At 62.4% G+C, this 12,690-nt stretch carries 11 protein-coding genes; 8 read left to right on the top strand and 3 right to left on the bottom strand.

Annotation, left to right across the window (positions count from 1 at the left end; genetic code table 11):
- Positions 1-75: 75 nt before the first annotated feature.
- Complete coding sequence (locus CRO46_RS12825; protein WP_097108155.1) at positions 76-849, bottom strand: gamma-glutamyl-gamma-aminobutyrate hydrolase family protein; 774 nt, start codon at positions 847-849, stop codon at positions 76-78.
- Positions 850-1,001: 152 nt separating this feature from the next.
- Positions 1,002-2,198 (bottom strand): winged helix-turn-helix domain-containing protein, encoded by a 1,197-nt coding sequence (locus tag CRO46_RS12830; RefSeq protein ID WP_097108156.1) that lies wholly within the window; start codon positions 2,196-2,198, stop codon positions 1,002-1,004.
- Positions 2,199-2,379: 181 nt separating this feature from the next.
- On the opposite strand from CRO46_RS12830, the gene CRO46_RS12835 reads away from it, so the two are divergent.
- The 8 genes from CRO46_RS12835 (at position 2,380) to CRO46_RS12870 (ending at position 10,286) form a co-directional block, all read left to right on the top strand.
- A complete protein-coding gene (locus CRO46_RS12835; protein ID WP_143439032.1) occupies positions 2,380-3,387 on the top strand; it encodes a hypothetical protein in 1,008 nt (335 codons plus the stop codon).
- A 54-nt stretch (positions 3,388-3,441) separates the two neighbouring features.
- Positions 3,442-4,368, top strand: coding sequence for a histone deacetylase family protein (locus CRO46_RS12840; protein WP_097108158.1), 927 nt, complete (start codon positions 3,442-3,444; stop codon positions 4,366-4,368).
- 4 nt (positions 4,369-4,372) lie between these two features.
- Positions 4,373-4,618 carry an exodeoxyribonuclease VII small subunit gene (locus CRO46_RS12845; RefSeq protein ID WP_097108159.1) on the top strand — a complete coding sequence of 82 codons (246 nt, stop codon included), beginning with the start codon at positions 4,373-4,375 and terminating at the stop codon, positions 4,616-4,618.
- Between the two features lie 26 nt (positions 4,619-4,644).
- Complete coding sequence (locus tag CRO46_RS12850; RefSeq protein ID WP_097108160.1) at positions 4,645-5,565, top strand: pirin family protein; 921 nt, start codon at positions 4,645-4,647, stop codon at positions 5,563-5,565.
- A 123-nt stretch (positions 5,566-5,688) separates the two neighbouring features.
- Positions 5,689-7,620 carry a 1-deoxy-D-xylulose-5-phosphate synthase gene (dxs, locus tag CRO46_RS12855; RefSeq protein WP_097108161.1) on the top strand — a complete coding sequence of 644 codons (1,932 nt, stop codon included), beginning with the start codon at positions 5,689-5,691 and terminating at the stop codon, positions 7,618-7,620.
- 96 nt (positions 7,621-7,716) lie between these two features.
- Positions 7,717-8,178, top strand: a complete 462-nt coding sequence (locus CRO46_RS12860; protein WP_097108162.1) for a hypothetical protein — start codon at positions 7,717-7,719, stop codon at positions 8,176-8,178.
- 72 nt (positions 8,179-8,250) lie between these two features.
- The gene (locus CRO46_RS12865; RefSeq protein ID WP_097108163.1) at positions 8,251-9,030 is read left to right on the top strand and encodes a TlyA family RNA methyltransferase; all 780 of its coding nucleotides are present in this window, start codon (positions 8,251-8,253) and stop codon (positions 9,028-9,030) included.
- A complete protein-coding gene (locus CRO46_RS12870; RefSeq protein WP_097108164.1) occupies positions 9,027-10,286 on the top strand; it encodes a class I SAM-dependent RNA methyltransferase in 1,260 nt (419 codons plus the stop codon). The genes CRO46_RS12865 and CRO46_RS12870 overlap by 4 nt, the downstream gene beginning before the upstream one ends.
- Before the next feature lie 172 nt (positions 10,287-10,458).
- Here CRO46_RS12870 and mcpU read toward each other — a convergent pair whose 3' ends face one another.
- Entirely contained in the window at positions 10,459-12,558 is a 2,100-nt protein-coding gene (gene mcpU, locus CRO46_RS12875) for a methyl-accepting chemotaxis protein McpU (RefSeq protein WP_097108277.1), read from the bottom strand.
- Positions 12,559-12,690: the final 132 nt, after the last annotated feature.

Raw genomic sequence — 12,690 nt, forward strand, 5'->3', positions numbered from 1 at the left:
GAACGCGACATGCATCATTTCAATGCGTAACAGAGCGGCGTATGCGAGTGGGTGCGCGGCGCGATAGCTCAGGATCTATTTGCGCTTTGCCTGGTAGGCCCTGACAGCATCGCCGAAAGCTTCGAACAGGGCCCGGTTGACCGGGTTGTGCTGCGGGTCGTATTCGGCGTGCCACTGAACGCCGAGGGCGAAACCTTCGGCGTCTCTCACGCGGATGGCTTCGATGGTTCCGTCCTCAGCGACGCCTTCGGCCACGATGCGCGCGCCGAGATCGAGAACACCCTGGCCGTGCAGCGAGTTGACCCGGATCTTGTTGCTGCCGAGAATACGCGCGAAGACGCCATCCGGCGTCAGTTGCACGTCATGACGGTCGGCAAAGACGACCGTCGGATCCGGATGAATTTCGCCGGTTTCGAGCCGCGGCATGCGGTGGTTCATGCGGCCGGGCAGTTCGCGAATTTCCGGATGCAGCGAGCCACCGCCGGCCACGTTCATTTCCTGAAATCCCCGGCAAATGCCAAACAGCGGAACGCCGCGCTCGACACAGGCGTCGATCAGCGGCAGGGCTAGCGCATCGCGGCGCTCGTCATAGGGCTCGTGCCGGGGATGGGGATCAACGCCAAAGCGGCTCGGGTGCACATTTGCCCGGGCGCCAGTCAGCAGGATGCCGTCCGCAACGTCGAGCAAATCCTCCAGGTTGGTGATTTTCGGATCACCGGCAAAAATCAGCGGCAAGGCATCGAGCACGTCGGCGACAGCCTGCAGGTTGTTCTCGCCCGCCAGTTGGACCGAAAAGCGGTTTTCCAGATTGTAGTTGTTGCCGATAATGCCAATGACAGGCCTTGCCATGAATTGATCCCGCTTACGCTTGCGGCCGCGCCGCTCGCGGTCCGGTCAGCCCTTGTTTTTCACACAAGGTACCAATCAACAACTGCAGACATTCAAAAAAGTGGGTTCTTCCGCCGCCTGAAGTCACCGCATCAATGAGGGAGGCCGAACGGCTACACCACCGGGTTCCATCCCGGGGCGTAAACAACCTCGTCGACACCCGTAAAACGGGCTACGCGAGCGAGTTCGGCCTCAAGCCTGTCAATACGACCGGCCGAGGCGCGGACTTTCGGTTCCAGCCACAGGCGCGTCACATTGAGTGTGCCGGCCTTGCGGTCGGCCTTCATGTCGATACGGCCGATCATGCCGTCGCCTTCGAGCAGCGGGAAGACGTAATAGCCATATTCACGTTTCCGCTCCGGGACGAAGACCTCGATTCGGTAGCGGAAGCCGAACAGGCGTTCGGCGCGATTGCGATCGCGCAGCAGCGGATCGAAAGGGCTCAACACACGGATGCGGCCTGGCGGTTCCGGCCAGTCCTTCATCTCCGGGGAAAGGCCGGCCAGCGCATATGATGCACGCGGTTTGGCCCCTCCCGTGCACTCGATCTCGACTTCATCCAACTGGTCGCGATTGGCAGCAACCCAGGTTTTGGCCTCATCGGGCGAGACCAAGTCCCAGAAAGCGGCGATCTCGCCATGGGTGGCAAAACCAAGCCGTTCGAGCGCACTGCGGCAAGCCCAGTCGATAAACGCGTCATGGGAAATTTCGGTCTCGAGATACTCGGGCGGAATCACCCTTTCGCTCAGATCGTAGATCTTCTGAAAGTTCTTGCGCCCGCTGATCGCCAGCTTGCCGGTGTGCCAGAAGAACTCCAGTGCCTTTTTCGACGGATGCCATTGCCACCAGCCGCCGGACCTGTGCCCTGCCTGCTTGACCTCGCGGGCCATCACGGCGCCGTTCTCGACGATGCGGTCATAGGTCTCGCCGAAGGCCTTGTCGAAGTCCTCGCCCTGCCATTTGGCCCACCGCTCGCGCATCGGCGCTTCCGAACGCCGAAACTTGTGCTTCCAGTAGGGATAGAATGCCGACGGCACAATTGCAGCATCATGGGTCCAATGCTCGAACAGCGCCCGGTCGTCTTCCAGCAATTGTCTCAGATGCTCCTTGCGGAAGGTCTGGTTGCGGGAAAACAGGATCTGGTTGTGAGCCCGCTCGACGGTGGAAATGCTGTCGACCTGGACAAAGCCGAGATCATGGATGAGCTGTAACAGATCGGGTTTGCCCATGGCGCGGGTGGGCGAGGCGGACAGCCCCTGTCTGGCAAGGAAGATCCGCCTTGCGGTTCTGTTGGAAACGGGAATCACCATGGCCCGAGCTTACATGCGTTCCCTACTTGTTGGAGCGGCGCATCAGCGGTTTGACGCCACTGCTGACAAAAGCGGGCGCAAGCCGATTTCTCAGCAGCACTGGCTTCACGGGTCTTACAGCGGTAGACATTGTGACATGGCCTCCTCGATTGCACTGCCCGGGTCCTTATGGACCAACCACTTGCCGCCCACCCGAAATGACAGCCGGGGATCAGGTTTCTCCGCCCGGACGGCGTTGTTTGCTCTCGGAGCGCTCGCTTTATTCGGCTTCGCAACGGCCACCCCTGCCCAGACGGTTCATCAGATCCGAACCGCGGCGCCGGTCGACAAGATCATCGCCGAGGGAGAACAGGTCCATGTTCGTGCCGGGGGCCAGGTGCTGAAGGTCGTTTCCTGTACTGCGAAATCCGGGCTCTGCCTCGAGCCTGCAGCTGTATTTCCGGTTCAGGACCCGGCACCGGGTGTCGCGCTGCCTGACGGACGCATCGCTACCACGATCAGCGGCGACATCCGGCAAGCCTGGTTTGCCCGGCCCACACAGCGCTATGCCCATGGTGTGCTTGGCGATGCGGTGGAAGCCGGATCGCTGGTTGCCGTATCGGTTTCAGGACGTCTCGTCGAAGCCGTACTGCCGGATGACCAGGTGTTCGAGGACATTACCCCGAGGATCGCGGATCTTGACGGCGACGGCACCAATGAGGTGATCGCCATCCGCTCTTCCGTCGCTGGCGGAGCTGCGGTAGCGATATACGGGCTTGCCGACGGCGCACTGCAATTGCGTGGCGCGGGAACCGAGAACGGCCGGCCCAATCGCTGGCTCAACATCGCGGGCTTCATGCCGCGGGCTGATGGCGGGTACACACTCTACGGTGTCCGAACACCGCACATCGGCGGCAGGCTGTTCTCGCTGGATTTCCGCAACGGAACCGTGAGCGAACGCAACGATATTGCAACCGATCTGTCCAACCATATTATCGGTTCGCGTGAGCTTGGCATGTCGGCCACCGGCATGTTCGGCGGCCGGGTCGAGCTTGTGCTACCCTCGCAGGATCGCAGACGGCTGCGGTTCCCGCTTTCGGACCGCGTCGACATTCCCCTGCCCGGCAGCATTGACAAGGCGATTGCCCTGCTGGCGGGACGGGTGATCACGGCCACCGAAGACGGAACGCTGATTATCGTGTCTCCCTGACTGTCTTGGCGCTCACCTCTGGTATCTGACACGGATCACCGCTAGATACGGTACATGACAACTTTTTATTACTCCAATCCCATCTGCCTCGAACACCTGGTTCCCGCCGGCCATCCCGAGCGGCCGGACCGGATGAAAGCACTCGAGGCGGTCTTCGAACACGAGCATTTCAACACGCTTGTCCGGCATGTGGCCCCTGAGGCCGCCGCCGAGACAGTGTTGCTGGCGCATCCCGAGAGCTATCTCGAGAAGATCCGCAAGGCCATTCCCGAGACCGGCTTCTCCAGGATCGATTCCGACACAACCGCCAGTCCGCGCTCGATGGAATCGGCGCTGATTTCCGTCGGCGGCGCGATGGCAGCGGTTGATGCGGTCTTCAGGAAGGAGGCCGACAACGTCTTTGTCGCCACCCGTCCGCCCGGCCACCATGCCGAGAAGAACACCTCGATGGGCTTCTGCCTGTTCAACCAGGCGGCCATTGCGGCACGGCATGCGCAGAAAGCCCACGGCGCCGAGCGGGTGGCGATCATCGACTGGGACGTACACCACGGCAACGGCACCCAGGACATTTTCTACGATGATCCGAGCGTGGTCTACTGCTCGACGCACCAGATGCCACTCTACCCGGGTACCGGTGCGCTGCGCGAAACCGGCAAGGGCAATATCTTCAACGCACCGCTTTCGACCAATGACGGCAGCGATCATTTTCGCGAAGCCTTCAGAAGCCGTATTCTGCCTGCACTCGAGGAAGCCCGTCCGGACCTGATCATCATCTCAGCCGGATTTGACGCCCACCACCGCGATCCGCTGGCCGAAATCAATCTGGTGGCCGATGATTTCGACTGGGCCACCGGCAAGGTGATGGAAATCGCCGGACGCCATTGCGGCAACCGGGTCGTCAGCCTGCTGGAGGGCGGCTATGATCTGGTGGGCTTGGCCGAGTCGGCAGCTGCCCACGTGATCCGGTTGCAAGAGGGTTGAACAGATGAGCGAAGCCAATGACATTTCGGCGATGAGTTTTGAGGCGGCCGTGGCTCAGCTTGAAGGCATCGTCGAGCAGCTTGAACGCGGTGACGTTCCTCTGGACAGATCGATTGAGATCTATGAACGCGGCGAAGCGCTGAAAGCACATTGCGAGAAGCTCCTGTCGGCAGCCGAAAAGCGGATCGAGAAAATCCGGCTCGACCGTCAGGGGCAACCGGCCGGTACGGAACCGCTCGACGCGGAGTAATCCACTGTAACACGGGAGGAGTGCGCATGAGCTTTTTTCCCGGAAGTGACCCGCAACCCGGCGATGCCCGCTCCTGTGACGCGGTTGAACACCTGATCATCCCTTCATCGCGCGATATCGGCGGATTCCCGGTCAAGCGGGCGCTGCCAACCGCGTGTCGGCGCATGGTCGGGCCGTTCATCTTCTTCGACCGCATGGGGCCGACGGTCTTGCGGGCCGCCACGGCGATGGACGTGCTGCCTCACCCGCATATCGGGCTTTCCACCGTCACCTATCTTTTTGATGGCGCCATCCGTCACCGTGACAGCCTGGGCACCGAGATGGTGATCAGGCCCGGCGACGTGAACCTGATGACCGCCGGACGCGGCATCGTGCACTCCGAACGATCACCGGAAGAGCTGCGCGGCAGCGACATGCCGATTTCGGGCCTGCAGACCTGGCTTGCCCTGCCCGATCATCTCGAGGAAACTGACCCGGTGTTTTCCCACACCGCCACGACCGCCTTGCCCGAAATCACAGACAAGGGCGTTCATGCGCGCATCGTGATGGGCAGTTTTGGCGGGTTGGCGTCTCCGGTGCCGCAGCATGTGGGCACACTCTATGTCGATCTGGCACTGTCGCCCTCGGTCTCGGCGCCGTTTGACGCCGACTGGGAAGAGCGCGCACTCTATCTGCTTGAAGGCGAGATCGAGATCGCAGGCGAGCGTTTCGGCCCGGACCAATTGCTGGTCTTCCGGCCCGGCGACGCCATCACCGTTACCGCCGGAGCGGCTGGTGCGCGGATGATGCTGTTTGGCGGCGACAGCATACCGACCAAGCGCCACATATGGTGGAACTTTGTCTCCTCATCGAAAGAGCGGATAGAGCAGGCCAAGGCCAAATGGCGCTCCGGCCGGTTCGACATCGTGCCGGGTGACGAGGACGAGTTCGTTCCATTGCCGGAGTGAAGAAGCATTCGCCCGCAGCCGGTGCGGCAACAGTGCAAGCCTACAAACGAGTGTCCCGGCGGTGGTACGGGTTTACAGGCGCAGCCTTCCGCGTTACCTCCAAACTACAGAGAGGTTTACTGCGTGACCCAAAACCCAAACACACCGTTGCTCGATACGGTTCATTATCCCGCTGACCTGAAAAATATCGACGACAAGCTGTTGCCGGAACTTGCCGCCGAGTTGCGGGCCGAGATGATTGACGCCGTGTCGCGGACCGGCGGGCATCTTGGCGCAGGCCTTGGCGTGGTCGAGCTGACGATCGCCATTCACAAGGTGTTCGACACACCGCACGACCGCGTGATCTTCGATGTCGGGCACCAGTGCTATCCCCACAAGATCCTGACCGGCCGCCGCGACCGGATCCGCACGCTGAGACAGGAAAACGGGCTGTCGGGTTTTACCAAGCGCGCCGAGAGCGAATATGACGATTTTGGCGCGGGCCATTCCTCTACCTCGATTTCCGCGGGACTTGGCATGGCTGTCGCAAGTCAGCTGCAGGACACGAAACGAAACGTGATCTCGGTGATTGGCGATGGTGCGATGTCGGCGGGCATGGCGTTCGAGGCGCTCAACAATGCCGGCGCGCTGGATGCGCGGCTGATCGTCATACTCAACGACAACGACATGTCGATTGCACCACCGACCGGAGCGATGAGCGCCTATCTGGCACGGATGGCGTCGGGCCGGACTTATATGGGGTTCCGCGACTTCGGCAAGAAACTGACTGCCTATCTGGGCAAGAATGTCGACCGGGCGATCACCCGCGCCGTTGAACATGCCCGGGGCTATGTGACCGGCGGGACCATGTTCGAGGAGCTCGGCTTCTATCACATCGGGCCGATCGACGGGCACAATCTGGACCATCTTCTGCCTGTCTTGCGCAATGTGCGCGACAACGGCGACGGGCCGGTGCTCATTCACGTGGTAACGCAGAAAGGCAAGGGCTACGCGCCTGCGGAAGCCGCGTCGGACAAGTATCACGGTGTGTCGAAATTCGACGTCGTCACCGGTACCCAGGCCAAGGCCAAGCCGAACGCGCCGAGCTACACGGCCGTGTTCGGCGAGACGCTGGCGCAGGAGGCGAGCCTCGACGACAAGATCGTGGCGATCACCGCGGCGATGCCGGGCGGTACAGGCGTCGACAAGTTCGCCAAGGTGCATCCGACCCGCACTTTCGATGTCGGCATTGCCGAACAGCATGCCGTGACCTTTGCCGCCGGGATGGCGACAGAGGGCATGAAGCCGTTCTGCGCGATCTACTCGACCTTCCTGCAGCGTGGTTACGACCAGGTGGTTCACGACGTGGCGATCCAGAAACTGCCAGTACGGTTCCCGATCGACCGGGCAGGGTTCGTCGGGGCAGACGGCGCCACCCATGCAGGCTCGTTTGATACCGCCTATCTCGCCTGCCTGCCCGGCTTCGTGGTGATGGCAGCGGCCGACGAGGCAGAACTCAAGCACATGGTGCGCACCGCAGTCGCTTACGACGAAGGACCGATCTCGTTCCGGTATCCGCGCGGCGAAGGCGTCGGGGTGGAAATGCCCGAGCGCGGACAGATTCTCGAGATCGGCAAGGGCCGGATCATGCGCGAAGGCTCCAAGGTGGCGCTGTTGTCGTTCGGGACCCGGCTGGCCGAGTGCCAGGTGGCGGCGGAAGATCTCAATGCCGCCGGACTTTCGACCACGGTGGCCGATGCACGCTTTGCCAAGCCGCTCGATCATGACCTGATCCGGCAACTGGCACGGCATCACGAAGTCCTGATCACCATCGAGGAAGGCTCCATCGGCGGATTTGGGAGCCATGTGCTGCAGTTCCTGGCCAATGAAGGCCTGCTTGACGGCGGCTTGCGGGTGCGGTCGATGGTGATGCCCGACATCTTCATGGACCACGCCTCGCCTGATGCGATGTATGCCCGTGCCGGGCTCGACCGCAAGGGCATCGTCGACACGGTTTTCAAGGCGCTGAACCCCGAAAACCGCGCCGAGGCGCAGGTTACCGTTTTGAAACCATAGTCGTTTGCCCGATCCTAACCACGTCCCTTGGGCGTTCTGAAAGGTCCCTCTGCTAGTCTTTTTGCAGGGACAAAGGGACATCGGGACGTTTCGACAATGGCGATCAACAGGATCAGGCGATGTCATGGGCGCGCGATCGCAGCGGCTGTACTTGTCGTGTCCGGCCCGACAACCCACGGCATGGCCGAGACCACACCAACCTATGACAAGCGCATTGAGGAAGCCGCAATCCGGATGCTGATTCCAAAGCTCGGAGACATGCGCGGAGGTCTGGAGCTCAAGTCTAACGAATATCTCAGACCGCTGGCAAACGAGACGGTGATCGAAAGCCCGCAAGCGGCCATGATCCCGACGCCGGTCGAGAAGCCGCGTCCCCCGGAAAGCCGTCGTGCGCCCAAGGATCGGAAGGTGATCACCAGCCGCCATGACAGCAAGGATCTACCGACGGTAAAGGCCATACCAGCCCCCCAGAGCGCAAAACTGAATGAAGACCAGCCTGCCAAGCAGGCAGCTCCGAAAGCGGCGCGACGAAGCGAAGGCAGCTTTCTGTTCTTCTGAAGCCTGACCGGTAGACCAGCGGACGCACACAAAGCGCTTGCCCTCGTGCGGCTTCCGGGTCAAGACACTGTCATGGCCGACCCATCCTCGCATAGATTTTCTCAGGCCGGCCCCGAGCGGGACCGGCTGGACCAGATCCTGGTCCGGCTCGGCTATTACGAAAGCCGCTCGCGGGCGCGTGACGCGATTGCGCGCGGTGCGGTGATGGTGGATGGCAGGGCGATCACCAAACCGGGTGCCCTGATAAGCGGAACCGCTACCATCAGCCTTTCGGACCCTGCGCGGAACTACGTCTCGCGGGCGGCGCTGAAACTCAAGGCGGGGCTCGAGGCGTTCGGGTTCGATCCCCGCGGCCGGGTGGCGCTCGACATCGGGGCTTCGACCGGCGGCTTTACCCAGGTGCTGCTCGAACACGGTGCCGCCCACGTGCTGGCGGTCGATGTCGGCCATGATCAGTTGCATGCGAGCCTTGCCGAAGATAACCGGGTGAGTAACCTCGAAAATCTCAATGCGCGCGAGCTCGGCCGGGATCACCTTCGCAGCCGGGAGATCGGCGCGGTGGTGTCGGATGTGAGCTTCATCTCGCTGAAGCTGGCGCTGCCACCGGGACTTGAGCTGGCCGCTCCCGGGGCCTTTGCCGTTCTGCTGGTCAAGCCGCAATTCGAGGCGGGGCGACGGGCCATCGGCAAGGGCGGGCTTTTGAAAGATCCTGCGCAAGGACCGGCAATTGCCGAAGAACTGGCCGAATGGCTGGGCCAGCAGCCCGGATGGCGAGCTACCGGACCGATCCCGTCGCCGATTGAAGGCAGCGACGGCAACCATGAATTTCTTATCGGAGGCGTCAAAGCATGAGCGCTCGGAAACTTGACATCACAAGGCTCGGCGGACAGGGCGACGGCATCGCCGAAACAGATTCCGGCCAGATTTTCGTGCCGTTCACCGTCCCCGGAGATGTCGTCACAGCGGGCGTCGAGAAATCCCGCGGGACGCTGATCTCGGTCCTCGAACCATCACCGGACCGGGTGACACCGCCCTGCCCGCATTTCGGCCCCGACGACGATGAAGCCGGATGTGGCGGATGCGCGCTGCAGCACGTCGCCGATGGCACCTACCAGGACTGGAAGCGCGGGCTTGTGGTGGCAGCGTTGGACGCGCGCGGCATCACCGCCGAAGTTGCGCCGCTGGTGAGCTGCGCCCCGCACGCACGGCGGCGGGTGGTGTTTGCGGCGCGGCGTACCGACAAGGGCGCGATTCTGGGGTTCAACCGGGCACAGAGCCATCACATCGTCGCCATCGAGACCTGCGTGGTCGCCACCACCCGCATCAGCCAGGCGCTCCCGGCATTGAGACGGCTTGCAACCGCCGTCGCGGTCGGCAGGGAGGCCTTTCGCATCTCCGTGCTCGACGCGGTACCTGGGCTTGATATTGCCGTGGATGCGCCGTTCAAGCTGACAGAGCAGGACCGGCTCAGGATCATCTCGGCAGTGCGCGCGGAACCACTGGCCACCCGGCTCACCTTCAATGGCGAGAGCCTGATCGAGAAGCAGCCGCCGGAACTCGAATTCGGATCGGTGACCGTCAACCCGCCACCCGGCGGTTTCGTGCAGGCGAGCAATGCGGCAGAGATGGTGATGGGCGATCTCGTCACCGGACATCTGAAAAAGTCAAAGCGGGTCGTGGACCTGTTTTCCGGCTCCGGAACCTTCGCACTCAGGCTGGCGCAGCAATCTCACGTGCATGCGGTGGAGGCCGATGCGGCATCGCTCGCAGCCCTCGACAGGGCGGCGCGGCGGACGCAGGGGCTGAAACCGGTCAGCGTGGAAAAGCGAGACCTGTTCCGCCGCCCGCTGATGCTCTCCGAACTGAAAGCCTATCAGGGCCTGGTGTTCGATCCGCCGCGCGCCGGCGCGGAAGTGCAGGTGGCCGACATCGCCCGTTCGACAATCAAGCACATCGCCGCCGTCTCCTGCAATCCGGTGACACTGGCGCGCGACCTCGAGATCCTGATCAAGGGCGGCTACCGGCTCACTTCGGTGACCCCGATCGACCAGTTCCTGTGGTCAAGCCATGTCGAAGTTGTGGCGCTTCTGGAACGGCCGAAGCGATAGCAGGCCCCGCCACCCACACCAGAACCCCGCGCGAAATTATTGCGATAGGTCTGGAACAGTTTCATCCCCCACCACTCCAAACGGAAAAGGCGGCTCATCTTGTGTGCCGCCTTGATCCGCGTGGGCTTGCGAGCGCTATTTGCCGCTCGCAAGCAGGTTGTTGCTTTCGGCTTCAGGCCGCGCGGCGGCCGGTTGCCGGTTTGTGGTTCTTGGTCGCAGCGGTACTGTCTATCCGGAAGCGCGACAGCAACTCGTTCAAGGACGCGGCCTCGGCCGCAAGCCCGTGGCTTGCCGCTGTCTGTTCCTCGACCATCGCGGCGTTTTGCTGTGTGCCCTGATCCATGGTGTTAACGGCGGTGTTGATTTCCTGCAGCCCGGTGGACTGTTCGCGGGCAGCGGTGACGATGGCCCTGATGTGGCCATTGATCTCCTGAACTTCCCGGACGATGACTTCCAGCGTCTCGCCGGTTTCGTTGACGAGAGACACCCCGCCCCTCACCTGCTCACCCGAGGCTGTGATCAACGCCTTGATTTCCTTGGCAGCATTGGCGGAGCGCTGGGCCAGTTCACGCACCTCCTGGGCCACGACAGCGAAGCCTTTTCCGGCTTCCCCGGCGCGTGCGGCCTCGACCCCGGCATTGAGTGCAAGCAGGTTTGTCTGGAAGGCGATATCATCGATGACACCGATGATGTTGGAAATCTCGCCAGACGATTTCTCGATGTCCTGCATGGCCTGGACCGCCCGGCTGACAACCTCGCCGGATTTCTCGGCACCGCTTCGGGTGCGCGCCACAAGCGTTGCAACTTCTTCAGCCCGGGTCGCGGAATCCTTTACCGTCGTGGTTATTTCCTCAAGTGCAGCCGCGGTTTCCTCGACCGAGGCTGCCTGCTGTTCGGTGCGGCGCGCCAGATGATCGGCTGCATTGCGGATTTCGCTGGCGCCGGCGTTGATGGCCTTGGCGTTTTCCCCAACGGAAGCCATGGCCGCGTTCAGCTTGGTGACGGAATCATTGAAGTCGATGCGCAGCCGGTCGAGGTCACCTTCGAATGGCGTGTCGATCCGGTGCACAAGATCACCGTCGGACAGGCGGCCGAGGCCGTCGGCAAGCACCTTGACGATCTGCTGCAGGGCTTGCGCCTCGACCTGCTTGGCGTGTTCGCGCTCACGCCGTTCGCGCTCGGAAAGAGAGCGGTTCTCGTCCGCCTCGGCTTCCAGCCGGCGGCGTTCCAGCGCGTTCTCCTTGAAGACATCGACTGCGGCAGCCATGTCGCCGATCTCGTCGCGCCGGTTCTTGCCGGGAATTTCGGGCGTGAGGTCGCCGGAGGCAAGTTTGCCCATGACACCGGTCATTTCCGAGACCGGGCGAACAACCATGCGCGACAGCAACAGGGCAAGCGCTGCGGTCATCAGAACAACGCCGACAATGGTGGCAATCAGGGCCGCGATGCGGAACGCGCCGACGCTGGCGAAAGCAAGGTCCCGGTCGATGACGACGCCCAGGTGCCAGTCGACCGAGTTCAGGCCGCTGATCGGCAGGAAGCTGACCAACACGTCGCGCTCGCCGAAGCTGGTCTCGCTGAGCGAGGCCGAAAGCTGCGGTGTGGCGGCCGGAAAAGCGTCGCCCAGCGTCTTGGTGACCAGCGCCGGGTCCTGGTGAACCAGGATCGTTCCCTTTCCGTTGATCAGGAAGGCAGAACCCTTGCCGCCCATGTCGACCGAGGCGACCATCTCAACCAGCGACTTGAGCGAGAAGTCCGATCCGGCGACGCCAAACAGGGCGCCGTCGCGCTTGACGGGAACGGCGGAGCTGATGATCAGATCGTTGCTGGAAGCGTCGTTGTAGGGGTCGGTCAGTACCGGTCCGTCGGCAGCAATTGCGTCCTTGTACCAGGGCCGCTGGCGTGGATCGTAGCCCTCAGGCAGGTCGAGCACCGGCCAGGTGATGAAGTTGCCGGCCTCATCTCCGACATAGGTTGAGAGAAATTCGCGGATCAGCACCGTGTTCTGCAAGTCAGCCTGGATCCCTTCCGCATCGGGCGCGCGGGCGGCGGCATCGGCGGCCAATTCGGTCAGCGCCAGCCGCGCGTTTATCCAGTTGGCAATGCTCTGCGCCGACTGCATACCGGTCGAGGCGATTTCTTCCTCGACCGCCCGGGTGGCGGTATTGCGCTGCAGGTTGTCGATGTAGAGGGCGAAGCCGGTAAATGCGGCTATCACCACGAGTGACGCCACCAGAAGAATGCGCGTCATGAGATTGAGACGACGTGTCACGGCAAATCCTTCACCGATATGTTCCGGCACAACTGCACGCAGCTCGACAGACGCCGGTGCGGCCATGCTACGGAACCAAACTGTAAACAAACATCGAGTTTTCGGGCGAATACCATCCTGGCACCGCTGACG

It is taken from the genome of Parahoeflea halophila (assembly GCF_900220985.1).
Classification (GTDB): Bacteria; Pseudomonadota; Alphaproteobacteria; order Rhizobiales; family Rhizobiaceae; genus Hoeflea; species Hoeflea halophila.